The organism is Streptomyces sp. A0642, from assembly GCF_004795105.1.
Classification (GTDB): domain Bacteria; phylum Actinomycetota; class Actinomycetes; order Streptomycetales; family Streptomycetaceae; genus Streptomyces.
The window spans coordinates 82,637-104,624 of record NZ_SSBL01000007.1 but is presented as its reverse complement, the minus strand read 5'-3'; the positions used below and the strand labels follow the sequence as shown (position 1 = coordinate 104,624).

24 protein-coding genes are annotated in these 21,988 nt (G+C 74.0%); 10 read left to right on the top strand and 14 right to left on the bottom strand.

The genetic code is table 11. The features are described 5' to 3' along the window. Window positions 1-71 precede the first annotated feature (71 nt). Window positions 72-1,178 carry an alpha/beta hydrolase-fold protein gene (locus E6R60_RS15965; RefSeq protein ID WP_136327217.1) on the bottom strand — a complete coding sequence of 369 codons (1,107 nt, stop codon included), beginning with the start codon at window positions 1,176-1,178 and terminating at the stop codon, window positions 72-74. Between the two features lie 202 nt (window positions 1,179-1,380). On the opposite strand from E6R60_RS15965, the gene E6R60_RS15960 reads away from it, so the two are divergent. The 3 genes from E6R60_RS15960 to E6R60_RS15950 all read left to right on the top strand — a co-directional run bounded on the left by E6R60_RS15960 (window position 1,381) and on the right by E6R60_RS15950 (window position 4,389). Then, window positions 1,381-1,593, top strand: a complete 213-nt coding sequence (locus E6R60_RS15960) for an MbtH family protein (protein WP_136327216.1) — start codon at window positions 1,381-1,383, stop codon at window positions 1,591-1,593. Window positions 1,594-1,672: 79 nt separating this feature from the next. Continuing rightward, window positions 1,673-2,431, top strand: a complete 759-nt coding sequence (locus tag E6R60_RS15955) for an IclR family transcriptional regulator C-terminal domain-containing protein (protein ID WP_206309432.1) — start codon at window positions 1,673-1,675, stop codon at window positions 2,429-2,431. Window positions 2,432-2,568: 137 nt separating this feature from the next. Beyond that, a complete protein-coding gene (locus E6R60_RS15950; RefSeq protein WP_240802585.1) occupies window positions 2,569-4,389 on the top strand; it encodes a serine/threonine-protein kinase in 1,821 nt (606 codons plus the stop codon). Window positions 4,390-4,483: 94 nt separating this feature from the next. On the opposite strand, the gene E6R60_RS15945 is transcribed toward E6R60_RS15950, so the two are convergent. Continuing rightward, complete coding sequence (locus E6R60_RS15945; RefSeq protein WP_136327213.1) at window positions 4,484-4,897, bottom strand: organic hydroperoxide resistance protein; 414 nt, start codon at window positions 4,895-4,897, stop codon at window positions 4,484-4,486. 115 nt (window positions 4,898-5,012) lie between these two features. On the opposite strand from E6R60_RS15945, the gene E6R60_RS15940 reads away from it, so the two are divergent. Further along, the gene (locus E6R60_RS15940) at window positions 5,013-5,504 is read left to right on the top strand and encodes a MarR family transcriptional regulator (RefSeq protein ID WP_136327212.1); all 492 of its coding nucleotides are present in this window, start codon (window positions 5,013-5,015) and stop codon (window positions 5,502-5,504) included. A gap of 26 nt (window positions 5,505-5,530) precedes the next feature. Here E6R60_RS15940 and E6R60_RS37440 read toward each other — a convergent pair whose 3' ends face one another. From E6R60_RS37440 to E6R60_RS15905, 7 genes are all read right to left on the bottom strand, one after another. Next, window positions 5,531-6,202, bottom strand: a complete 672-nt coding sequence (locus E6R60_RS37440; RefSeq protein ID WP_240802584.1) for a hypothetical protein — start codon at window positions 6,200-6,202, stop codon at window positions 5,531-5,533. A 160-nt stretch (window positions 6,203-6,362) separates the two neighbouring features. Continuing rightward, window positions 6,363-6,710, bottom strand: coding sequence for a DoxX family protein (locus tag E6R60_RS15930; protein ID WP_136327211.1), 348 nt, complete (start codon window positions 6,708-6,710; stop codon window positions 6,363-6,365). A 153-nt stretch (window positions 6,711-6,863) separates the two neighbouring features. Beyond that, the gene (locus E6R60_RS15925; protein WP_168713619.1) at window positions 6,864-7,496 is read right to left on the bottom strand and encodes a class I SAM-dependent methyltransferase; all 633 of its coding nucleotides are present in this window, start codon (window positions 7,494-7,496) and stop codon (window positions 6,864-6,866) included. Between the two features lie 76 nt (window positions 7,497-7,572). Next, on the bottom strand, window positions 7,573-8,358 hold the full coding sequence (locus E6R60_RS15920) for an SAM-dependent methyltransferase (protein WP_136327210.1): 786 nt from the start codon (window positions 8,356-8,358) through the stop codon (window positions 7,573-7,575). A gap of 143 nt (window positions 8,359-8,501) precedes the next feature. After that, entirely contained in the window at window positions 8,502-9,515 is a 1,014-nt protein-coding gene (locus E6R60_RS15915) for an FAD-dependent monooxygenase (protein ID WP_136327209.1), read from the bottom strand. Next, complete coding sequence (locus E6R60_RS15910) at window positions 9,512-10,033, bottom strand: isoprenylcysteine carboxyl methyltransferase family protein (protein WP_136327208.1); 522 nt, start codon at window positions 10,031-10,033, stop codon at window positions 9,512-9,514. Before E6R60_RS15910 ends, E6R60_RS15915 begins: the two co-directional genes overlap by 4 nt. A 12-nt stretch (window positions 10,034-10,045) precedes the next feature. Then, on the bottom strand, window positions 10,046-11,101 hold the full coding sequence (locus E6R60_RS15905; RefSeq protein ID WP_136327207.1) for a 3-oxoacyl-[acyl-carrier-protein] synthase III C-terminal domain-containing protein: 1,056 nt from the start codon (window positions 11,099-11,101) through the stop codon (window positions 10,046-10,048). Between the two features lie 118 nt (window positions 11,102-11,219). Between E6R60_RS15905 and E6R60_RS15900 the strand changes: the two genes are divergently transcribed. Next, the gene (locus tag E6R60_RS15900) at window positions 11,220-12,089 is read left to right on the top strand and encodes a UbiA family prenyltransferase (protein ID WP_136327206.1); all 870 of its coding nucleotides are present in this window, start codon (window positions 11,220-11,222) and stop codon (window positions 12,087-12,089) included. A gap of 16 nt (window positions 12,090-12,105) precedes the next feature. Here E6R60_RS15900 and E6R60_RS15895 read toward each other — a convergent pair whose 3' ends face one another. The 3 genes from E6R60_RS15895 to E6R60_RS15885 all read right to left on the bottom strand — a co-directional run bounded on the left by E6R60_RS15895 (window position 12,106) and on the right by E6R60_RS15885 (window position 13,782). Beyond that, window positions 12,106-12,627: an HAD domain-containing protein gene (locus E6R60_RS15895; protein WP_136327205.1), complete on the bottom strand. Its 522-nt coding sequence runs from the start codon at window positions 12,625-12,627 to the stop codon at window positions 12,106-12,108. Window positions 12,628-12,696: 69 nt separating this feature from the next. Then, window positions 12,697-13,431 carry an SDR family oxidoreductase gene (locus E6R60_RS15890; protein ID WP_136327204.1) on the bottom strand — a complete coding sequence of 245 codons (735 nt, stop codon included), beginning with the start codon at window positions 13,429-13,431 and terminating at the stop codon, window positions 12,697-12,699. A gap of 168 nt (window positions 13,432-13,599) precedes the next feature. Beyond that, the gene (locus tag E6R60_RS15885; RefSeq protein WP_136327203.1) at window positions 13,600-13,782 is read right to left on the bottom strand and encodes a DUF6381 family protein; all 183 of its coding nucleotides are present in this window, start codon (window positions 13,780-13,782) and stop codon (window positions 13,600-13,602) included. 193 nt (window positions 13,783-13,975) lie between these two features. Here E6R60_RS15885 and E6R60_RS15880 point away from each other — a divergent pair, with 193 nt between their 5' ends. Further along, window positions 13,976-14,665: a ribonuclease H gene (locus E6R60_RS15880; protein ID WP_136327202.1), complete on the top strand. Its 690-nt coding sequence runs from the start codon at window positions 13,976-13,978 to the stop codon at window positions 14,663-14,665. Window positions 14,666-14,861: 196 nt separating this feature from the next. After that, entirely contained in the window at window positions 14,862-15,593 is a 732-nt protein-coding gene (locus tag E6R60_RS15875) for a CDP-alcohol phosphatidyltransferase family protein (RefSeq protein WP_136327201.1), read from the top strand. Here E6R60_RS15875 and E6R60_RS15870 read toward each other — a convergent pair. Further along, a complete protein-coding gene (locus E6R60_RS15870; RefSeq protein ID WP_136327200.1) occupies window positions 15,562-16,008 on the bottom strand; it encodes an adenylyltransferase/cytidyltransferase family protein in 447 nt (148 codons plus the stop codon). The two genes, E6R60_RS15875 and E6R60_RS15870, sit on opposite strands and share 32 nt — an antisense overlap. Window positions 16,009-16,223: 215 nt before the next feature. On the opposite strand from E6R60_RS15870, the gene E6R60_RS15865 reads away from it, so the two are divergent. Genes E6R60_RS15865 through E6R60_RS15855 form a run of 3 tightly spaced genes read left to right on the top strand, consistent with a single transcriptional unit; the run spans window position 16,224 to window position 20,472 of the window. Beyond that, the gene (locus E6R60_RS15865; protein ID WP_136327199.1) at window positions 16,224-17,486 is read left to right on the top strand and encodes a glycosyltransferase; all 1,263 of its coding nucleotides are present in this window, start codon (window positions 16,224-16,226) and stop codon (window positions 17,484-17,486) included. Continuing rightward, on the top strand, window positions 17,483-19,231 hold the full coding sequence (locus E6R60_RS15860) for a lipopolysaccharide biosynthesis protein (RefSeq protein WP_136327198.1): 1,749 nt from the start codon (window positions 17,483-17,485) through the stop codon (window positions 19,229-19,231). The genes E6R60_RS15865 and E6R60_RS15860 overlap by 4 nt, the downstream gene beginning before the upstream one ends. Then, window positions 19,228-20,472 (top strand): hypothetical protein, encoded by a 1,245-nt coding sequence (locus E6R60_RS15855; RefSeq protein ID WP_136327197.1) that lies wholly within the window; start codon window positions 19,228-19,230, stop codon window positions 20,470-20,472. The genes E6R60_RS15860 and E6R60_RS15855 overlap by 4 nt, the downstream gene beginning before the upstream one ends. Here E6R60_RS15855 and E6R60_RS15850 read toward each other — a convergent pair. Further along, entirely contained in the window at window positions 20,441-21,946 is a 1,506-nt protein-coding gene (locus E6R60_RS15850; protein ID WP_206309431.1) for a hypothetical protein, read from the bottom strand. The two genes, E6R60_RS15855 and E6R60_RS15850, sit on opposite strands and share 32 nt — an antisense overlap. Between the last annotated feature and the right edge of the window lie 42 nt (window positions 21,947-21,988).

Below are 21,988 nucleotides of genomic sequence, written 5' to 3'. Positions count from 1 at the left end.
CGGCCGGGGACTCCTGGGCCTCCAGGTCGTGTCCTCACACTGCCGTCTGCCGCGCGGCGTGACGACACTCCCTAGCCGAGTGCCCAGGCCACATCTCTGAGCAGGGCGTGCCGCCAGCCCGCCCGGTCGTGGCCGGACGCCGACCGTGACACCCGCACCGTCGCGCCGGCCCGTTCCGTCAGGGCCTCCACGCGTGCGCAGTGGGGCAGCATCCTCGGCTCGTGTTCCCCCACATCGAAGGCGACCCGCAGACCGGTCAGATCGGGCTGCTCCCGCAGGCGCGCGGCCACGGAGCCGCCGACCGGGCCGCTCAGGGGATCGGCCCCGTCCGGTGCGTCCGGCGTCCACCAGAACGAGCCGGACTGACAGGCGACCCGGGACACCAGCTCGGGGAAGTCCAGGGCCGCGGTCACTGCGCTCAGCCCGCCGAGGCTCTGCCCGACGGCCACCAGCCGGTCCGTATCCGCGGTCACCCCCGACCCCGCGACCAGTGGCAGCAGTTCGTCCCGGACCGCCTCCCACAGCTCCGATCCGGCCGCGAACTCGGCAGCCCGGTCCTTGGCCGGAAGGAAGACGAGGGTGACGGGCTCCACGGCGCCCGCCGCGACGGCCGCGTCGAACGCGGTCATGGCCGGATGCAGATACAGCCAGTCGTCCCCGTCCAGCAGCAGGACCACCGGCCCGCCGCCTCCCGCCGGGTGGACGCGCACCGTGCGCCGGCCGCCGAGCCGTGCGCTGTCCCAGCGGAGCCGGGTGCGCGGGAGGGGCAGGACGTCGTCCGGGCCGACGACGGGCCAGTGCGGCTGGGCGGGGGCGTCAGGGGTCGCGGCGAGGGAACGGTCCATGCCGGCCCCGACCGGGTTGAACGGGTCGGCGCACGCGGCGTCGCCCACCAGGAACTGGTAGGTCGCCCGCAGCCGTCCGGGCAGGGGCACCGCGGCGTACCAGCAGTCGGTGTCGCGCCACCGGCGCAGGGGGACCGGCTCCGGACAGCTCTCGAAGACGATGCTCGCCGGGGAGCCCCGCCAGAGGAACAGGGTCGTCCAGCCGCCGTCGCCGGCGGGGACCGACGCGGGCGTCCGCGCCGACGCCCAGAACCCGTCCGAGCCGGGCGCGCCGCCCAGTCCGAACGCGGCGAAGTCGTTCTCGGTACGGATCCGTTCGGTCACCGGGGGCATGAACGTCTCCTTGTGGGAGGGAAGGGAGAAGGGCTAAGCTCCTGACAATTAGGGGAGCCTAACCTAAGTTGGACTCTCTTTCTCTCCCCCTGACCACCCTGTGAACGAGCTCTCCGGGAGGCGCGCCGGCCGCCCCGGCGGGCAGAGGCACACGCTCGGCGCGGCCGCCACCGGCCCGTCGGACCCGAGGAGGTACTGACCCATGAGCACCAACCCGTTCGACGACCCCGACGGCCGGTTCCTGGTCCTGGTGAACGGTGAGGGCCAGCACTCGCTGTGGCCGTCCTTCGCGCAGGTGCCCGGAGGCTGGACGATCGCCTTCGACGAGAACACCCGGGAGGCGTGCCTGGACTTCGTGGAGACCCACTGGACCGATCTGCGGCCCCGTTCCCTCGCCGGGCAGGGCGACGCCTGAGCGGTCGACGACCGGGCCGCAGCCCCTTCGCTGCCGGGACGCGTTGCCGGTCCCGGGTCCTGGGGCGATGCTTGGGGGCATGGCCGACCAAGCCGGACCCGGTCCCGTCGCGGCCGTCCGACACGCCCTCCGCCTGCTGGAGGCCGTCGGGGCGCACGGGAGCGGGGCCACCGCGCACCAGCTGGCCCGGGAAGCGGGGCTTCCTCCGGTCACGGTGAGCGAGATGCTGCCCGGGCTGGCCCGGGACGGGTTCGTGACGGAGCTGGACGACGGTACGTACGTCCTCGCCGACAGCGGCGCCGCGCCGGGCGCCGCCGCCCACACCGGGCACGCCCTGATCGAGCGCGTCCGCCCCGCTCTCGCCTCCCTGCGGAACGATCTGTCGGCCGCCGTCTACCTGACTCTGTACGAGGAGGGAGAGATCCGGGTCCTGGAGATCGTCGACAGCGCCAGGACCCCGCGGGTGGACCTCTGGGTGGGCTTCGAGGACGCCGGGCACGCGACCGCCCTGGGCAAGAGCGTGCTGAGGGAACTGGACCAGGAGGCGCGGGCCGACTACCTGTCCCGGCACTCCCTGGACGGACTCACCCCGAGGACCATCACGCGGCGGGAGGAACTGATCCGGCAGCTGGACGCCTCGGCGGCTCCGCTGGTCATGGACCGCGAGGAGTACATCCGGGGCACCACCTGCGTGGCGGTCCCCGTGTACAGCGGCGATCAGGTCGGCTCGCTCGGGATCTCCTTCCGCTCGGACCGGATGTACCGGTCCGACCAGGTCCGCGAGGGGCTGCTGGCCTCCTCCATCCGCGTCTCCAGGGGGCTCTCGCTCCCGGACTGAGACACCGGTCCGGCGCGGGGGTCCCGGCCGGTGTCCGGCGCCGCCCACGACCCGGCCGGCGAGGTCATCGCCCTCCCCGAGGACGCGAGTTGGGGTCCGGCCCTCCGCCGCGCTGGCGGATGTGGCACAGTCGGGCCGTGGATGCACTGCGGCCCCAGGACCCCGCGCGCATAGGCGCCTACCAACTGCTCGCCCGCCTCGGGGCGGGAGGCATGGGGCAGGTGTATCTCGGCCGGTCTCCGGGCGGACGGCTGGTGGCGGTGAAGGTCATCCGCGACGAGATCAGCGAGCACCCCGACGCCCTGGCCCGCTTCCGGCGGGAGGCCGCGACCGTCGAGGCGGTACGCAACGCGTACACGGCCCAGCTGATCGAGGCCTCGCTCGACTCGTCCCCCTACTGGCTGGCCACCGAGTACGTCGCCGGACCCACCCTGCGCGCCGCCGTGGGCGCGGGCGGCCCCTTTCCCCCGGACAGCGCGCTGCGCCTGCTCGCCGCACTCGCCGAGGGCCTGGCCGCCGTCCACGTCCACGGAATCACGCACCGGGACCTGAAGCCGCACAACGTCATCCTCTCGCCGCAGGGGCCGCAGCTCATCGACTTCGGGATCGCGCGAGGGCTGGAACAGACGATCCTCACGCAGGAGGGGCTGGCGTCCGGGACGCCCGGTTTCACGGCCCCCGAGGTGCTGCTGCGCAACGAGGCGGGACCGGCGGCGGACGTCTTCGCGCTGGGCGCGACCCTCGCCTACACCGTGACGGGCCGGCCTCCGTACGGTGGGGGCGACGCGGCGGCCGTGAACTTCCGGACCGTGTACGAGGACATCGACCTGGAGGGCGTGCGGCCGGCGGCGGCCGCACTGATCCGCGCGTGCGTCGCCAAGGACCCGGCCGACCGGCCCGGCCTCGCCACCGTGATCGCCGGATGCGCGGTGGACTCCCCGCTGGCGTCCGACCCCCACTACCGCGTGGTGGCGCGGGCGGCCGACCCCGTGCCCGTACCGCAGAACACGTCGGCGGCCCCGTCGCACACCCGTCCCGGCCCGGGGCCGCGACGGGAACCGGCCACCGTGCCCGTCGCGGCGACGGCCGCCGGCACCGGGGGTGAGGCGCAGGATGACGGACAGGCCGCGGAGCCGGCCGGGCGGTGGCATGCGGCCGCGTCCGTCCGGCCCCCCGGCACCACGACGCCGAACGGCGGCCCGGAACGGCAGCGCCCCTCGGGCCGCGGCCCGAGGGGTACCACGTGGCTCGCCGTGTGCGCGGTGGCGCTCGCCGCGCCGCTGACGGTCTGGCTGCTCCCGCACTCGGGCGGCAGGGGCGACGCCACGGCCACGCCCGGGACCACGCTGTCCGGGCGGCCCGCCGCCTCCCGGTCCGCGGGCGGGGGGCCGGAGGGGAAGAGCCCGGACGGCGGGAGCCGGGCAGCCGGGCCACCCGGCCACCTGCTGAACGACCGCGTCTCGCACGACCGCTGGACCCTGTCGCCGGACCCGGAGCAGGCCGCCCTGCGCAGCGGCTCCTGCGATGCCGACAGCCCTCCGGAGGACTCACCGCCGGATGGCCTGTTCTCCTCCGTCTCGCACACCACGGGCTCCGACACGGCCACGGTGTCGCTGCGGCCCGAGAACGTGGGGAAGGGCAAGCGGCCCGCGCCCTACTACGTCTCCGTCGGGGTGCGCCCGCCGCACGAGACGGACCGCGCCACCGGCCGGCCGCTCAGGTCCGTCGGCAAGGGCATCGGCTTCACCAGCAAACCGGTCGACCTGTACGGGCGGTGGTCTTCGGGCGGAACCCTCAGGCTCAGGTACCCCGACGACTTCCGGGGCCACTTCAAGGACGGCAGCGTGGCCGCGCTCCCGGTGGGCGACGACCGGGGCGACTGGACCGTCGTGATCTACCACGTCGAGGGCGGCCCGTCGGACTACAGCTCCGTCGTCTGCAACGGCTTCCACGCCTGAGGCGCGCCCCGTCACGGCGACGGGCGGCGACTCGTCCGTCGCCGCCCGCACCCGCTGCCCGGCCGTTCGGCCATGCACCTGTCCGACCACTCGGTCACTCGATGACGAGATCGACCTGGATGTTGCCGCGGGTGGCGTTCGAGTACGGGCAGACCTGGTGGGCCTGCTCGACCAGCTTGCGGCCGGTCGCCTCGTCGACGGACTCGGGCAGTTCCACGCGCAGGGTGACGGCGAGGCCGAAGCCCTCGCCCTGCTTGCCGATGCCGACCTCGCCCGTCACGGCGGCGTCGGTGACGTCGACCTTGGCCTGACGGCCCACGAGGCCCAGAGCGCTCGCGAAGCACGCGGCGTACCCGGCGGCGAACAGCTGCTCGGGGTTCGTGCCCTGGCCGTTTCCGCCCATCTCCACGGGGATGGCCAGCTGAAGGTCCAGCTTGCCGTCGGAGCTGACGGCGCGGCCGTCACGGCCGTGGGTGGCGGTGGCGACGGCGGTGTAGATCGATTCCATGGAAACCGTTCCTCTCGAAGCTCTGTTCGGCGGCGGTGTCCGGCCGCTCCGCTCAAGTGAATCACACAATTGAATTGTGCACAATCAAATCGAGCCCAGCGCTATGCTGGAGAACATGACCGCCACGCCCAGCGCCGCCCGTCAGGCTCCGCAGGAGGCCGACTACCTCCGTCTCGACCAGCAGATCTGCTTCTCCCTGAACGCCGCCTCGCGCGCCTTCGGCAGCGTGTACCGGGTGCTCCTCAAGGACCTCGGGCTCACCTACCCCCAGTACCTCGTGATGCTGGTGCTCTGGGAGCACGGCGAGCTGCCGGTGAAGGCGCTGGGACAGCACCTGCGGCTGGACTCCGGCACGCTGTCGCCCCTGCTGAAGCGACTGGAGGCGGCGGGCCTGGTGCGGCGCGAGCGGAGCGCCCGCGACGAGCGGTCGGTGCACGCGCACCTCACGGAGGAGGGCGCGGCTCTGCGCGAGCAGGCCCTGCTCGTGCCCCGCCGGATCGCCGCCGCGACGGGCTTCGACCTGGAGGAGATCACCGAGCTGAGGGGCCGCCTCGACCGTCTCACGGCCGCTCTGGACGCGGCGGCGGACGGCGTCGGCGGGCATTAGCGCGGGGCGAACGGTCGCCCGGGCGTTCAGGCGGCGTACGCGCTGAGCGCCAGCGTTCCGGACAGCACCTTCCACAGCGCCCAGGCGCCCGCACGGCTCGCGACCGTGCAGGGGACGCTCTCCGTGCAACGGGTCGGCCGGTCCTGCCAGGCGCTGACGACCAGGTAGTGGAACCCGAGGGTGCGGCTGAACGCGAAACGGATGTGCAGGGCCTCTCCCAGGGTGTGGCCGCGCAGGGTCTCGATCTGCAGGTCGGTGGCGCCGACGGCCTCGACCCGGACGGGGTTCTCGCCCAGGAGGTCGCACTCGTCGGCCGGCCGGATCCGGTCCGGACACGCGCCGCTCACCGGGAACAGCCAGAAGTTGTCGGTGAGCTGCCTGCGCACGTCGTCCGGGCCGGTGAAGGGGTGCAGTCCCAGGGAGTAGCCGTACCGGTAGAGCCACCGCACGCCGCCGTGGCAGGATTCCGGCCCCTGGCCGCACCCCTCCGGCGCCGCCTCGCGGCCGGCTGCCGACGGCGAGGCGGGAGTGCCGGCGTACGAGGGCGGCGGCACGGTGAGTGTGAGAGAGGCGGTGAGCACGGCGGCCGACGCGTACAGGGACGCCGTGCGGGTGAACCTCCGCGCGGCTCGCCGGCCCGCCGCCTCCGGAGGGAAAGCGGGGGAGGTACGGCACCGAGCGCGCTTCGTGTTCCGCATCAGCACCTCCCGATGTGCGGTCCGCGCCACATGGACGGTATGTCCTGGTGCCTGGTTCGGCATCTCGGCGCACGCGACCCGGCCCTGCACCTGCCCCGCCCTCCCGGGCCCCGGGCAGGTGCGACGGCCGTACGGACAGGACGCGCATCAGGCGGCGCGATCAGGCCGCGAGCCCCAGCACCATCGCCCCCACGACCGGCGCCGCGTACACCAGCGGGTAGGGGATGTGCGTGTACCAGCGGGCCCGGATCACCGTGACGACGGCCCCGGCGAAGTAGAGCACCAGGCCCACGCCGGCGGCGATCCCGACCGCCGGTACGAACAGCCCGGCGACCAGGCCCACGGCCCCGGCGGCCTTCGCCGCGCCGAGCCATGTCCACCAGGAGCGGGGGACGCTGTAGTCGTCGAGGGCCTGGACGACCCACTGGGCCCGGAAGAGAAGAGCGGCGGCCGAGTAACCGGCCATGGCGGCGGCGACGATCGTGACGACGATGTGGGCGACGGACATGGTGGAAGCTCCTCATCAGGCGGTGCCGGTGGGGTGTCGCCGGCCTCGGTGGCCGCTCCGGCACTGCACTGAAACGCCCCGACGGGGAAACGTGACACGTTCGCCGAGATGTTTTCCGGGTCCGTCCGCGGCGCCCTGTGGGGCGCCGCTCCGTCAGGTCCGCCGCGCCAGCAGGAACAGGTGAGGTTCGGGCACGGCCGCCGGATGGTCCGGGGTGAACAAGGTGCTCTCCTGCGCGAGGACCGTGAATCCGGCCGCCGCCACCGCCGCCGTGAACGCCTCCGCGCCGAAGCTGGTCACCCGCACCGGTTGGCCCATGAACACGCCGCTCACCCCTTCCACGTCCAACGGCACCGTGGCCACAGCCAGATGGCCGCCGGGCCGGAGGACCCGCGCGGCCAGCCGCAGGACGTCCTGCTGGTCCGCGCGGGACAGCTGCAGGAGTGAGAAGTACACGCAGACCGCGTCGAAGCTCGCCTCATCCAGCGTCAGTTCGCGGATGTCGGCGCAGCGGAACTGGGCTCCGGGAACCTGCCGGGAGGCGAGATCCACCATGACGGGGGAGACATCGACGCCGAACACCTCGTGGCCGGCGTCGGTCAGGGTCCGCGCGGTCGGCCGCCCCGTGCCGCTGCCGATGTCCAGCACCCGGCTGCCCGGAGCGAGCCGCTCCAGCAGCAGTTCCAACGAGGCCCGGTGTGCGTCCGAACCGCCGAACGCCCGCTCGTACTCCGCGCCGAGAGCGTCGAACACCGAAGCGGCGGTGGGCTGCTGAGCCGAATCCATCGCGGACCCCTTCTGCTGTGGTTCTCACGGGTACGTGCGGCCGTTGTTCTCACGGGTGCGTGGACGCGGGTGTTCCTTACGGTACGCGGGCCACGGCCACGTACAGTCCGCTGTGCTCGGGCTCCGGCGCGGGCGAGTCGCGGAACCACTCCGGGGCCGTCACCAGCCCGGGCTCGACGACGTCGAGCCCGTCGAGGAACAGCGCGAACTCGGCGCGGGTGCGCAGCGCCAGCCGGATGCCGCCCTTGTCGTACTCGTCGGCCCCCTGCTGCCCCCGCTCCGGGTTGACGTCGGACGCGCCCTGGGACAGCACCACATAGCTGCCCGGGGCCATGGCGGCTGTCAGGGTGCGGACGATGCCGACGGGATCCACGTCGTCGGGCAGGAAGTGCAGCAGCCCGAGCATCGAAAGGGCCACGGGGCGCCGGAAGTCCAGGACCTTGCGGGCGGCCCCGATGATGACGTCCGGTTCGCGCACGTCCGCCGGGACGTAGTCGGTGGCGCCCTCGGGCCGGCTGATCAGCAGTGCCTCGGCGTGCCGCAGGACGATGGGGTCGTTGTCGCAGTAGACCACCCGCGACGCCGGGTTGATCTCCTGGGCGATCTGGTGGAGGTTCGGCGCGGTCGGAATGCCGGTGCCGATGTCGAGGAACTGGTCGAGGCCCTCACGGGCCAGCCATGCCGTGGCGCGGTTCATGAACGCGCGGTTCTGACGGGCGCCGGTCTTCGCCTCGGCGGGCAGCTGTTCCGCGACCGCCTGGTCGACAGGGTAGTTGTCCTTGCCTCCGAGGAGCGCGTCGTAGACGCGCGCCGACTGCGGCCTGCTGGTGTCTATCGGGGGCTGGGACGTCCCTGCCGTCATGGGGTGCTCCGTTGCAGATGAGGTGAAACCGCTCCGCAGTGAAGTCTGCCACAGCAACTTCCCGCTGGTCAGGTGATGTTGGGGTGGGACCGGCCGCCCGCCGGACCGGGGGCCCGTACCGGCGCGAATCCGCCACGGCGGCCCTACTGCAGGGCGCGCACCGCCGCACCGAACAGGGCGGGGGCGCGATGCGCTGCGGGAACGATCATCCGTGCGGTGGCGGGGCGCCGGGCCACCGACAACAGGGCTGCGGTGAGCAGACGGTGACGCCGGGTCAGCCGGGCCCAGCTGGCCGGGTAGTCCTCGGGGCGGCCCGCGGCGAGCGAGTCCACCGCCGCACCGGCCGTCGCCACGGCGAGTGCGACCCCCTCGCCGGTCAGCGCGTCCACGTAGCCCGCGGCGTCACCGGCCAGGAGTACCCGCCCCGCCCGCTGAGCCCGGGCGCGTTGGCGCAGCGGACCTGCGCCGCGGACGGGGCCCGCCTCCCGGCCGAGGAGCAGGGCGGCCAGGCCGGGGAAGGCCGCCAGCTGGCTCTCGTACGCACGACGCTCCCCGCTGAGCACGGCCACGCCCACCAGGCCGTTCGCGAGCGGCGTCACGTACGCCTCGCCGTGCCGCGACCAGTGCACCTCCACGTACTCCGTCCACGGGGCGACGCGGTAGTGCCGGCGCAGCCCGTAACGGCGCGCCCCGCCACCGGGCCCGTCCAGGCCGAGCCCACGACGGACGGGGGAGTGCAGCCCGTCGGCGGCGATCAGCCACCGGGCGGTGAGACCGCAGGCCCCGACCCGGTCATGGTCCTGCCGGACCTTCGCGACCTTGCCCGGCACGATCCGGACCCCGAGCTCCACCGCCCGCGCGTGCAACGCGGTGTGCAGGGCCGTCCGCCGCACGCCGAGCCCGGCCGCGCCGCGGAACACCGCCGCCGCGCTCCTGGCGCCCTCCACGTAGCGGATCCCGCGCAGCGGATGGCCGGCCGGCTCGACGCCGAGGGCGCGCAGCGCCGCCATCCCGCTGGGCATGATGCCCTCGCCGCACGCCTTGTCGACGGGGGCCGTACGGGGCTCGACGACGACGGCCTCCATGCCGAGCGAAGCCGCCCGGATCGCTGCCGCGAGGCCGGCGGGGCCACCGCCCGCGATCAGGAGGTCGATCACGCCGGCACGCCCCCGGCGGAGGCGAGCGCCGCCTCCTCGCACCTGACCCGTACGGCCATGAGCGCCGCGTTGAGCACGGTGAAGAGCAGCGCGGTCACCCATGCGCCGTGGACCAGGGGGAGCGCGATCCCCTCCGCCGCGACGGCGACGTAGTTGGGGTGGCGCAGCAGGCGGTACGGGCCGCCCGTCACCAGCGCCATGCCCGGGACCACGATGACGCGGGTGTTCCACCGGTGTCCGAGCGTCCGGATGCACCACCAGCGCAGACCCTGCGCGGCCAGCACCACGGCCACCATGCTCCAGCCGAGCACCGGCAGGAACGGCCGGTCCGCCAGTGCGGCCTCCGCCAGACACCCCGCGAGCAGCGCGGTGTGCAGGGCGACCATGGCCGGATAGTGTCCGCGGCCCGACTCGGTTCCGCCCCTGGCCAGCGCCCAGCGCGTGTGACGCAGGGCGACGGCGAGTTCGGCGAGGCGCTCGCCCGCCACGGCCAGCACCAGTGCCGTGTACCAGATCATGTGTCCTCCGACCTACCAGCGCAGCAGCACCAGTTCGCAGCAGAAACCCGGGCCCATGGCCATCAGCAGCCCGGGAGAACCCCGCTCGGGCCGGCGCTGCTCCAGGGTGTCCCGCAGGACGTGGAGGACCGAGGACGAGGAGAGGTTCCCCACGGCGGCCAGCGAACGCCAGGTGACGTCCAGCGCCCCGTCGGGGAGCGAGAGGACATCGGAGACGGCCTCCAGGACCTTGGGCCCGCCCGGGTGGCACACCCAGTGGGCCACGTCCTTCGGCTTGAGCCCGTGTTCCGCGAGGAAGTCGCCCACGTCGTCCGCCAGATGGCGGCGCACGACGTCGGGGACGCCCGGATCGAGCACCACCTTGAAGCCCGAGTCGCCGATGTCCCAGCCCATGACGTGCCCGGTGTCGGGGTACATGCGGCTGCGCGTGGCGATGACCTCGGGCCCCGTCCGCGAAGCCCGGCCCGCGCCGAGCGCCACCACGGCGGCGGCGCCGTCCCCGAACAGGGCGGTGGCCACCAGATTGGCGGGCGACGCGTCGCCGCGCTGGAAGGTGAGGGAACACAGCTCCACCGAGAGCAGCACCGCCACGTCGTCGGGCCGGCCGAGCAGGTAGTCGTGGAGGCGGGCGATGCCCGCCGCCCCGGCGACGCAGCCGAGCCCGAAGACCGGCAGCCGCTTCACATCCGGGCGCAGGCCGAGGCGCCCCACGAGGCGGGCGTCCACCGACGGCGCGGCCACGCCGGTGACCGAGGTGAACATCAGCAGGTCCACGTCGGCGGGCCGCAGCCCCGCCGTCCGCAGCGCACCGCGCAGCGCCTCGGCGCCCAGGTCCACGGCCGCCTCGATGAACACGTCGTTGGCGTCCCCGAATCCGCCCAGTTCGCGGTAGCGCTCCAGCGGCAGCACCATGCTGCGGGTGCGCACCCGGGCGTTCTCGTGCAACCGGTCCAGGACCCGCCGGTCGGCCCCCGGCGGCAGGCAGGTGCGGGCCACCATGTCGGTGATCTCACGCTGGGTGTGCCGGTACGGGGCCAGGGTGCCGTGCACGGCTGCGATCCGGGTCATCCCGGACCCTGCTTCTCAGGCGTCATGGCCCATCCCTGCCCCGCGCAAGGGACAAAACACCGCAAACAACCCGTGCGGCTGTCAGGTCCGCGGAGTCCGGAGTCTCTACGATCACGTGATGGGCACCCCGGATCCGTCGCGCGCCTGCACCCCCACCGCGTGGCCGCTCCGCCGCGCGACGGCCCTGGCCCGCTCCTGCCACCCGGGGCCGGTGGCCGCGGTGACCGCGATCGCGGGCGGCCTCGGGGCGGGCGCCGGCCTCGACCGCGGGGGCTGCGCCCTCCTCGTCGCGGCCGTGCTGACCGGTCAGCTGTCCGTCGGCTGGTGCAACGACGCCTTCGACGCCGGGCGGGACGCGGCCGACGGACGCCCCGGCAAACCCGTGGCCGACGGTTCGGTGAGCCGCGGGACGGTCTGGGCGGCGGCGTTCGCCGCAGCCCTGTTCTGCGTTCCGCTCTCCCTGGCCTGCGGCCCGCTCGCGGGCGCGCTGCATCTGACGGCCGTGGCGGCCGCCTGGGCGTACAACCTGAGGCTGAAGGCCACCATGCTGTCCTGGCTTCCGTACGTCATCGGGTTCGGCACCCTGCCCGCCGTGGCCGCGCTGACCCTGCCCGGCCGCCCCGGGCCGGCCTGGTGGACGGTGACCGCCGGAGCGCTGCTGGGCCTGGCCGCCCACCTCGGCGATGTCCTGCCCGACATCGAGGACGATCTGCGCCACGGCGTCAGGGGGCTCCCGCAACGCCTGGGCCCCGTCACCACGGGCCTCCTGCTTCCCTTGCCCCTCGTCGCCGCCTCCGTGGTCCTCGCGCTCGGCCCGGCGGGACCGCCCGGGCCCTGGGGCGCGGCGGCACTCGCCGTCGCGGCGCCGGCCGCCCTCGCGGGACTCCTGCTCGCCCGCGCCTGGCGCAAGGCGCCCCTCGCCGCGGCGGCCGCCGTCGCGGCGGCGGACGTGGCACTCCTGCTGGCACGCGGCACGGCACCGGGGTGAGCCGGGCGGGGAGCGCTCAGGCCGTGCGCAGCCAGACATCGAGCAGCCGCAGGCCGGCGTCGGTCAGGCCGAGCGACGGATCGACGCGGTGGAGAAGCGCCGGCGCCGCATGGTGGGCCGCCACCCAGCGCCGGTCCCGCTCGGTGATCTCGTCGTCCACCCAGGCGAAGGCGCGCCCCGCCGCCCAGCCGGCGAGCGTGCGCGTCTTCCAGTGCAGACCCGCCCGTGCGTCCCGCTCTTCCTGCTCGGAAGGCGCGGGCCAGGCGACCACCGGCAGGTGGGGCAGTCCGAGTCGCGGCGCGACGACCGCGTTCGCCTCTTCCCCCCATGTCGTCGCCCAGACCGGCTCGCACGCGAGCGCGGCGAGCCGGGGCCCGAGCGCCGGGTCGATCCGGTCGAGCAGCGGATTGCCTCCGGCCGCCGCCGACGGGTGCCGCCCTCCGGGGTGGACGGGGTGCCCGCCGGCGCGCGGGCCGAACGGGATGAGGGGGCCGTCGACATCGAGGAAGAGAAGCGGAAGCCCGCCGGGACCGGTCACCGCTGCACGCTACAGCCCGTCGTCCTCGCCCCGGGCCCGCCGGGCACCGCACCGCACCGCGGCCGGATGTCAGCGGCCGCCCGCCACCCGGAGGATCGCGCCGGTGGCGTACGAGGCGTCGTCCGAGAGGAGCCAGGCGACCGCGCCCGCGATCTCCTCGGGCTGCCCCGGCCGGCCCAGCGGGATCGCGGAGGCTGCCTTGTCGGGGCGTTCCGGATCCGCGTGGAAGCCCGTCCGGATGATGCCGGGAGCGACGGCGTTGACACGGATGCCGGCCGCCGCGACCTCCTTGGAGAGGCCGATGGTCATCGCGTCCACGGCTGCCTTGGCCGCGGCGTAGTGGACGTACTCGCCCGGGCTTCCGAGCGTGGCCGCGGCCGACGACATGTTCACGATGGCCCCGCCGCCCGACCCGGCCATGTCGCGCACCGCGCGCCGCGCACAGAGCAGATAGCCGACGACGTTGACGTCCAGGGCGCGCCGGAGCCCTTCGGCGTCGGCATCGGCGAGCGGGCCCAGCGGGCCGCTGACCCCGGCGTTGTTGACCAGGCCGGTGACCGGTCCGAGTTCCGCCGCCGCCGTCTCGAAGAGCCGGTCCACCCCGGCCTCCTCGGTCGTGTCCACCCGCACCGCGACGCAGCGCCGGCCCGTCTCCCGCACGGCCGCGGCTACCGCCTCGGCCGCTGCGGCGTCGGAGCGGTAGCCCAGGGCGATGTGATGGCCGTCGGCGGCCAGGCGCGTACAGACCGCGGCGCCGATGCCCCGGCTGCCTCCGGTGACCACGGTGACCGGCTGACGGCTCATGCGGGTTCCTCGCTTCCGTGCGGCGAGGAGACGGCGTCCTCGGCGGGGCTCCATCGTAGGCACCGGTGATCAAGGTCCCCTCGGCGCCCGCCGGCGCCCCGCACACGCCGAAGGCTGCCACCCCCTCATGGAAGGGTGGCAGCCGTCGTTCGCGCGTGCGCGCGGTGGCTACAGGGGCAGGCCGCTGTCGTCCCGGCCGGCCTGCTGCTCGCTCTGCTCCCGCAGCTTCCGGGCCTTCTCCTCGAGCCGGCGACGCTGCTCCGGGTCGCTGGTGCGCTCGGCGGCCTCGGTCATGTGCCTGGCCTTCTCGCGCATCTGCTGGGCTCGGCCGGTTTCTCCTGCAACGCTCATCGTCGCTCCTTCGGACGGTGGGGAAGAGCGGGCCCCCTCAGGGAAGCAGCGCAGCGTGGGCATCGCATTCCGAACCGCTACGTACGGTGAGAGCGCCAGGTGGAGGGCGTGCGGGGGCCGGACCGCGCCGGTTCGGGGCCCCGGTCCGTGACCGGGGTGATCCGGGCGTCCCGACGCTGGCATGATCGAGGGCATGAACGAGCGCATGATCGCCGCGTGTGACGGGGCGTCGAAGGGTAATCCGGGGCCGGCCGCCTGGGCCTATGTGGTGGCCGACGCGGACGGCAGGCCGCTGCGGTGGGAGGCCGGGCCCCTGGGCACCGCCACCAACAACGTCGCCGAGCTCACGGCCCTGCAGGAACTCCTGGAGTCGCTCGACCCGGCCGTGGCGCTGGAGGTCCGCATGGACTCGCAGTACGCCATGAACGCCGTGACCAAGTGGCTGCCGGGCTGGAAGCGCAACGGCTGGAAGACCTCGGCCGGCAAGCCCGTCGCCAACCGCGACCTGGTGGCCCGCATCGACTCCCTGCTGACCGGACGGGCCGTGGACTTCGTCTACGTGCCGGCCCACCAGGTGGACGGCGACCCGCTGAACGCGCTGGCCGACCAGGCCGCCAGCGAGGCGGCCGTGGCCCAGCGGGCGGCCGGCACCTCTCAGGGCTCCGCCGACCTGCCCGTTCCCGCCCCCTCCCGCGCCACCGAGGGGCGGCGGACCGGGGGAGCGGCGAAGAAGGCGGGCAGCGCGCCCCGTTCCGGCGGGGCGACCATCCGTGCCAAGTTCGCCGGCCGGTGCCAGTGCGGCAGGCCCTACGCGGCCAAGGACATGATCGCCAAGAACGACCAGGGCTGGGGCCACCCGGAGTGCCGGACCGCCACCGCCTGACACGGCCCGCCGCGGGCCGTCTCACGTCCGGCCGCCGCCGCCCGGCGGGGCCGTCGGCGGGCCGCCCCGCGACCGGACCGGTCCGGGTCGTGGTGATCCCGCCCCCACGGGGGGACGGGCGTGCCATGATGCGGCTCCGGCGGTGCGGTCCGAGACGCCGCCGGAGCTGTGGGAACGGCGACACGCTGGGGGGCGTATGGAAAGCACGGTTGCGGTGCTGCGTGAGCTGCGCGGGGCGCAGAAGTCGGCCAAGGGGGTGTCGCTCTACTCGCGGTACGTGAACCGGCCGGCCGGCCGGATCTTCGCGGCCGCCGCGTACCGCCTGGGAATGACGCCCAATCAGGTCACGCTGGTGAGCGCGGCGTTCACGTTCGCCGCCCTGGCCTCGGTGGCTCTCGTCCGCCCCGGCTGGGGGCCGGCGGTCCTGGTCTACCTGGGGCTCGCCGTGGGCTTCGCCCTCGACTCCGCCGACGGGCAGCTCGCCCGGCTGACCGGCGGTGGCGGCCCGGACGGCGAATGGCTCGACCACGTCGTCGACTGCGCGAAGATGATCCTGGTCCACAGCGTCGTACTGATCGCGTTCCACCGCTACTTCGCTCTCGGCTCCGACGGCTGGCTGCTCCTGCCGCTCGGCTTCCTGTTCGTCGCGGTGCTCACCTTCTGCGCCGGACTGCTCCGGGAGCAGCTGGGGAAGGCGGCCGCCCGTTCCCAGCCGGCGGCCGGCGCTCCGGCCGGGCCGGTGTCCCGGCTGCGGGCGGTGGCCCTGCTGCCGGCCGACTACGGGGTGTTCTGCCTGGTGTTCCTGCTGCTCGGCGACGAGACGGCGTTCCGGACGGGATACGCCGTGCTCGCCGTCGTGCACGCACTGTTCCTCGTGGCGTTCCTCGGCAAGTGGTTCAGGGAGCTGAGAGCGCTCCGGGCGGGCTGACCATCGTGTCCAGCGCCCGGCGCAGCTGGGTGCTGGACGTGTGCACCGTGTACGGGAAGTACACGACCTCCACGCCGACTTCGGCGAAGTCGCGTTCCAGGCGCCTGCCCTTCTCCGTGTCGCGCCAGTCGTCCCCCTTGAAGATGACGTCGAACCTGACCTGTTGCCAGGTCTCGACCTTGTCGGGGACGGTCTCGACGAACGCCGCGTCCACGTACCGCACGCTCCGCACGATCTCCAGCCGCTCCGGCAGCGGAATGACCGGCTTGTGGCCCTTGGCGAGTGCCGCCATCTCGTCCGAGACGACGCCCGCGACCAGGTAGTCGCACTGACTGCGGGCGTGTCGCAGGATGTTGAGGTGGCCTATGTGGAACAGGTCGTAAACCCCCGGCGCGTAGCCGACCCTGTGTACCATCCGTTCTCTCCCCCCACGGTGTGAACGTGATGTCCCGTGTCCCACCGGAAGGTATCCGGACATGGCATCCGGTCCGGCGGGATATCGGTATCGGTGTGATCGTGCGATGACCTTACTGCGAAGACCACTTGCGCATCTCGTGAACGGATAAGCTCACTTTTGGGGCTGTTCCTTGGGGGGAACACAGGTGGCTCCGGGGGGAAGGCGGGCGTCCGATGCCAGGAACAGAGCACCACGAGCCGTTCGGCGGCCGCCGTCTGCTGGTGGTCTCCACGAACTACGCACCCGAACTGACCGGCATCGGCCCGTACGCCGCCCAGCTCGCCGAGCACTGGGCCCGCTCCGGGGCCGACACGCACGTGCTGACCGGGATGCCGCACTACCCGTCCTGGCGGACCGAGGCGGCATACCGGGGTGTGTGGCGGACCGAGGAGCAGCGCTCGGGTGTCACCGTGCACCGCCGGCGGCACTATGTGCCGCCGCGTCAGAGCGCCCTGCGCCGGGCCGCGTTCGAGGCCAGCGTGCTGGCGCACGGCCTCGCGGCCCCGCCCGCGCTGCGGCCCGACGCGGTGATCGCCCAGTTGCCGAGCCTCGCCGGCGGCGTCATAGGCGCCCGGCTCGCCCGCCGCCACGGCGTCCCGTACATACCCGTCGTCCAGGACCTGATGGGCGCCGCCGCCGCCCAGAGCGGCATCCGGGGCGGTGGGCGGGCGGCCGCCGTGGCCTCGCGGGCCGAGCGGTACGCCCTCGCGGCCGCGACTCTGGTCGGCGTCATCCACGAGAGCTTCGTCCCCCGGGTCACCGCCTACGGGGTGGACCCGGACCGCATCCGGCTGGTCCCCAACTGGAGCCATGTGAAGCCCCCTTCGGCCGACCGGGCCGCCACAAGGGCCCGCCTCGGATGGCGGGAGGGCACCCCCGTGGTCCTGCACTCCGGAAACATGGGACTCAAGCAGGGACTGGAGGTCCTCGTCGACGCGGCGCGGCTGGCCCCTGAGGTGCGCGTCGTCCTGATGGGGGACGGCAACCAGCGCGACGCCCTGCTCGCCCGTGCGTCCGGCCTGCCCAACCTGGACTTCCTGCCGCCCGCCGGACCGGACGAGTTCACCGACGTCCTGGCCGCCGCCGACGTCCTCGCCGTCACCCAGCGCGCGTCCGTGCTCGACATGAGCGTCCCTTCCAAGCTCACCTCCTACTTCGTCTCCGGCCGCCCCGTCGTCGCCTCCGTGGCCGACGGGGGCGGCACCGCCCAGGAGGTGCAGCGCTCGGGCGCCGGTCTCCTCGTCGCGCCGGAGGACCCGGCCGCCGTACTCGCCGCGGTCCGCAAGCTGGTCGAGGAACCCGCCGCCGCCGACCAACTCGGCGCCCACGGGCCGCGGTACGTGGCCCGCCATCTCAGCCGGGAAGCCGGCCTCGCCCGCTTCGACGCACTGCTCACCGAGGTCCTCCAGGACGCCGAAGGGACACACCGCCGATGACCCAGCCGATCCGCGCTCTGGAGGACCAGGACGAACCCGCGTTGCTGCGCGACCAGTTCCGCCAGCTCCTGCGCTACCGCTCCCTGCTCGCGTGCGGCGTCGTCGTCGGACTCCTCGGCGCGGGCTGGCTCGCGCTGAGCGGCGAGGACACGTACACCTCCACGGGCGAGGTCTCCGTGCGCTCCGCCACCTCGGACCCCTTCGCCGCCGGCGCCTCCGCCGACAAGGGCATCAACATCGGCTCGGAGCGCCAGACGGCCGTCAGCGACGCGGTGGGCACCGTCGCCGCCGGCTCGCTGGCCAAGACCGGCGACGCGGTGGAGGTGGGCACCCTGCTCCGTGGGCTCCAGGTCACCAACCCGCCCAACACGCTGGTGCTCAGGTTCTCCTACACCGGCAGCGCCCCCGAACAGGCCAGGACCCGAGCCCAGGCGCTGGCCGAGGCCTACCTGGAGATTCGCCGCGAGCGCACCGAGAACAGCATCGACAACATGGTCGACGGATACCGCGCCCAGCTGAAACCGCTCACCGAGCAGCGCGACCGGCTGGCCGAGCAGGAGACCGGCGCCGTGGGCAACGACGTCACCAGCGCACGGGCCAACCTCATCGTCTCCATCTCCGAACTGAGCCAGAAGATCTCGGAGTTGCGGGCCCTGGACACCACACCCGGCTATCTGAACAAGAAGCCCGTGGCCCCGGAGAAGCCCAGCGGCGCCAGTCTGCCCCTGCTCCTCGGACTCGGCGGTGTCGTCGGACTCGCGCTCGGCCTGCTGCTGTCCTGGGTACGGCTCGTCTTCGACCCCGCAGTCCGCTCCACCAGGGAACTCGTCCGCTCGCTGGGCGCCCCGCTGCTCGGCACTTTGCCCCGCGAACGCGCCGCGGCCGGAACCCTGCTCGCCATCGGACGCGGCGGCAGCAGGCTCGCCGAGGAGTACCGGGCGGTGGCCTTCCGCCTCGCCTACGACCCCTCGTTCACCGAACGCCGCCGGATCCTCGTCACGGCGCCCCGCGGCGACAACGACATGGCGACGGCCGCGGCGGCCAACCTCGCGGCCGCCTTCGCCGAGATGGGGCGCGACGTCCTGCTCGTGGAGGCCGATCTCAGGGCCCCGTCCCTGGCCGGGTCCCTCGGAGCGGTGGGCCGGGCCGGCCGGCCCAGCTGGGCCAGCGAAAGGGACGGGCGCGGCTGGCCCTCGGACAGCCGCACCAACGTGGACGTGCCCGGATCGGGGGCCTTCACGCTCGTCGCGGGCCGCCGTACGGACAACGTGCCGCGCGCCCTGACCTCCGCGCCCGTCAGCCGCATCCTCGCCGAGGGCGGCCGGCCGGGAGCCGTGGTCATCGTGCTCGCCCCGCCCGTCCTCTCGTACGCCGACGCCGTCGCGCTCATCGACCGGGTCGAGGGCGTGGTGGTGGTCTGCGACCCGCGCGAGGTGCACCGCAGCGACCTGGAACGCATCCGCGAGATCATCGGCGCCGCGGGCGGCTCCGTGCTCGGCACCCTGCTCCACCCCGGCTACGGACGCCTGGAGCGCCGGGCCCGCCGGAAGGCGGCCGGACGCCGGGGACACGGCCGGACGGCGCCCCCGCAGGACGAACAGGACGGAGCGGAGGCGGACGGCCCCGACCGGGCGGACGTCTCCGGGCACACCGGCGACCCCACCGAGACGCTCGGCCTGCGCACCCTGGAGAGCGGCATCGGACGCGGCGGCAACGACCACAGCAGCACCGCGGGCCACAGGTGAGGGCACGCACCGCCGTCTTCTGCTCGGTCGCGGACCAGGGGGTGGCGGCGCTCACCAACATCCTGGTCCTGGTCGTGGCCGCCAGGCTGTCCACCGTCGCCGACTTCGCCCGCTTCTCCGCCGTCTACCTCGTCTTCTCCGTACTGCTGGGGGTGTCCGGCGCCTACACGGGACAGCCCTTGGTGCTGCGCCGGGGCGCGAGCGAGGAGACGCGCGGGGCCTGCCGCTCCGCGGTCGGCTTCACCCTCCTCGTCGCGTCCGCCGTCGGGGGCCCGCTCGCCGCCGTCTGCGCGGTGCTGCCGGGCGGGACGGCGCGCGCCCTGACGATGCTCGGGCTCGTGCTGCCCGTCGTCCTCGCCCAGGACACGGCCCGCTACGCCTTCGCCACCCTCCACGCCCAGCACATGGCGCTGGCCGCCGACACGCTCCGGCTGGTCTGCGTCCTCGGGGCGCTGGCCGCACAACCGCAGGGCACCCCCGCGGCCCGGCTGGTCATCGTCTGGGGGCTCTCCGCCCTGCCCGCGCTCCTGCTCTCGGCGGCCGCGCTGCACCGCAGGACGGCCGGAGCCCCCGTGCTGCTGAAACCCCTGCTGAGGAAGGGACACCTCGGCCGGCGGTTCGTCATCGAGTTCGGCGTGGGCAACGCGACCAGCCAGCTCTCCGTGCTGGGGCTCGGCGCGGTCGGCAACCCCCTCCTCGTCGGCGCCCTGCGCGGCGCCACCACCCTCTTCGGCCCGCTGAACGTGCTGTTCACCTCGGCCACCGGCTTCGGCCCGCCGCTCCTCGGGCGGCTCGCCACCGAACGGCTCAGGGTACGGGCCACCGCCGCCCTGGCCGCCCTCCTGGCGCTCACCGCCGCCGGCTGGGCGAGCGTCCTCGCGCTGCTCCCCGCATCGGTCGGCCGCCACCTGCTCGGCGACACCTGGCCGACGGCCGCCGCGCTGCTCCCCGCCACCGGCAGCCAGTACACGGCGATGGCCGTCGGCACCTGCGGGCTGCTGGCGCTCAGGCTGCTCGATCCCCGCACCACCCTCGGCATCCAGGTGGTGTTCTCCCTGGCCTCCGTCGCCTTTCTCACCGGCGGCTACCTCCTCGGCGGCGTGCCGGGGGCCGCCTGGGGCCTGTGTCTCGGCTCCGTCTGCAAGGCGGCCGCCACCTGGACCCGGGTGGCCCGGCTCACCCGCCGGGACAGGCCGGGGCACGCCCCGGTCAGCGCGACCGCCGTGGGCTCCGGTCCGTGAAACTCGTGACGAGCGCCAGGCACAGCGCCGCGATGGCGAGCTTCCCGACGGCTTGGAGGAGCGGGCCGCGGAGCAGGATGAAGGTGTACCCCGCGATCAGCGGAGCCGCGATTGCCAGGACGCTGCCGGGCCCCGGGCCGTCCCGCGTCACCGCCCGGGCGTAGCGGCGGTCGGTGCGCGCCGCCGCGTAGCCGATCAGGGCGAGCCCCCCGATCATGCCCGGCATCCCGAAGTCGACCCACAACTCGGTCCACAGCGGCGCGGAGAGGTTGGTCATGTTCATCCCCATCCATTGCCCCACGCGCACCCCGGTGTCCTCCGGCTTCCCGCTCCACGCCGCCCGCGGCACGAAGAAGAACGCGGAGCCCGCCAACTGCCGGCCGTACGTATGGCCGCGGGTGTCCACCCAGGAGATGGTGTTGGCGAACATTACCGTCTGGTCGTAGTCCTTGGTGGCCAGCGGCTCGAACACCGACGACGACTGCACCGGCCGGTACCCGGAGTCGTCGTAGCGGAACCGGTCCGCGTACGGGAACAGCACCAGGGCGCCGATCACCCCCATGGCCAGCACCGAGCGGTACATCGCCGCGCTGCTGGGGAAGGCGGTGAACAACAGCGAGACCAGGACCGTCAGGAACCAGTAACGCGCATTGGACACCGGGTTGTTCACGACCAGGTTGACCGCTGCCAGCGCGATCCACACCAGGACGGTGGACGGCGAGCGCCGGGCCCGGCGCGAGGTCACCAGCCGCCGGGTGTAGAAGAGGAGGGCCAACAGGGCCGGGACGGTCCCGAAGCCCTTCAGGAACGCCGAGCCCACATTCGACTCCCCGCTCGCGACACCGCTCTCCGCGACCGAGGCGCTGATCTCCTGCCTGCTGGAGAAGAACACGGCGGGCCCGCCGAGCTTCAGCACGTAGTAGCCGCTCGCCGCGAACGCGATCAGCACCAGCAGCCGCAGCCTGACCGGATGCGCGGTGGCGGGACCGCCGCCCCCGCGCGCCGCGGAACGCCGCCGCAGCGGACGCCGGGACGCGAGCAGGGCCCCCAGGTCGAAGGCGGCACACCCCACCAGGATCAGGGCGATCGCCGTGACCAGGTCCGCCCGCGGCCCCACCATCGGCGTCGGCGTCTGACCGATGACCGCCTGGGCGAACGGCGCCACCCCCATCGCGATGTACACGAACATCCAGAAGACGCCCTGCAGCAGCCGCCGCCGGGTGGAGAGGATCATGGTCGCCAGCCGGGCGCCGGAGTAGCACGTCAGCACGAGCTGCAGCCAGTACCCCGTGTCCCGCGCCCCGGTCCCGGGCTGGGCGGCGATCAGCGCGGGCAGGAAGCAGACCAGGCCCAGGATGAGCGGCACGGCCATCGCCCGCGACAGCATCGCCCAGGACATCGGCTTGGCGGGCGGCTCGACCGGATGGCTCCGGCGAACGCCTGCGGACAGTGCCGCCTCGTGCACGGACGTCATCGTTCCCCCGCTCCGTGAACGTACGAGCCTGTGAACACCTTA

Coding starts and splice junctions, on each gene's coding strand:
- E6R60_RS15960 (WP_136327216.1), top strand. CDS start 1,381: ATGAGCACCAACCCGTTCGACGACCCCGACGGCCGGTTCCTGGTCCTG.
- E6R60_RS15920 (WP_136327210.1), bottom strand. CDS start 8,358: ATGACGGCAGGGACGTCCCAGCCCCCGATAGACACCAGCAGGCCGCAG.
- E6R60_RS15945 (WP_136327213.1), bottom strand. CDS start 4,897: ATGGAATCGATCTACACCGCCGTCGCCACCGCCACCCACGGCCGTGAC.
- E6R60_RS15925 (WP_168713619.1), bottom strand. CDS start 7,496: ATGGATTCGGCTCAGCAGCCCACCGCCGCTTCGGTGTTCGACGCTCTC.
- E6R60_RS15875 (WP_136327201.1), top strand. CDS start 14,862: ATGGAAAGCACGGTTGCGGTGCTGCGTGAGCTGCGCGGGGCGCAGAAG.
- E6R60_RS15860 (WP_136327198.1), top strand. CDS start 17,483: ATGACCCAGCCGATCCGCGCTCTGGAGGACCAGGACGAACCCGCGTTG.
- E6R60_RS15910 (WP_136327208.1), bottom strand. CDS start 10,033: ATGATCTGGTACACGGCACTGGTGCTGGCCGTGGCGGGCGAGCGCCTC.
- E6R60_RS15850 (WP_206309431.1), bottom strand. CDS start 21,946: ATGACGTCCGTGCACGAGGCGGCACTGTCCGCAGGCGTTCGCCGGAGC.
- E6R60_RS15905 (WP_136327207.1), bottom strand. CDS start 11,101: ATGACCCGGATCGCAGCCGTGCACGGCACCCTGGCCCCGTACCGGCAC.
- E6R60_RS15885 (WP_136327203.1), bottom strand. CDS start 13,782: ATGAGCGTTGCAGGAGAAACCGGCCGAGCCCAGCAGATGCGCGAGAAG.
- E6R60_RS15930 (WP_136327211.1), bottom strand. CDS start 6,710: ATGTCCGTCGCCCACATCGTCGTCACGATCGTCGCCGCCGCCATGGCC.
- E6R60_RS15890 (WP_136327204.1), bottom strand. CDS start 13,431: ATGAGCCGTCAGCCGGTCACCGTGGTCACCGGAGGCAGCCGGGGCATC.
- E6R60_RS15880 (WP_136327202.1), top strand. CDS start 13,976: ATGAACGAGCGCATGATCGCCGCGTGTGACGGGGCGTCGAAGGGTAAT.
- E6R60_RS37440 (WP_240802584.1), bottom strand. CDS start 6,202: ATGCGGAACACGAAGCGCGCTCGGTGCCGTACCTCCCCCGCTTTCCCT.
- E6R60_RS15865 (WP_136327199.1), top strand. CDS start 16,224: ATGCCAGGAACAGAGCACCACGAGCCGTTCGGCGGCCGCCGTCTGCTG.
- E6R60_RS15940 (WP_136327212.1), top strand. CDS start 5,013: ATGACCGCCACGCCCAGCGCCGCCCGTCAGGCTCCGCAGGAGGCCGAC.
- E6R60_RS15955 (WP_206309432.1), top strand. CDS start 1,673: ATGGCCGACCAAGCCGGACCCGGTCCCGTCGCGGCCGTCCGACACGCC.
- E6R60_RS15900 (WP_136327206.1), top strand. CDS start 11,220: ATGGGCACCCCGGATCCGTCGCGCGCCTGCACCCCCACCGCGTGGCCG.
- E6R60_RS15870 (WP_136327200.1), bottom strand. CDS start 16,008: ATGGTACACAGGGTCGGCTACGCGCCGGGGGTTTACGACCTGTTCCAC.
- E6R60_RS15965 (WP_136327217.1), bottom strand. CDS start 1,178: ATGCCCCCGGTGACCGAACGGATCCGTACCGAGAACGACTTCGCCGCG.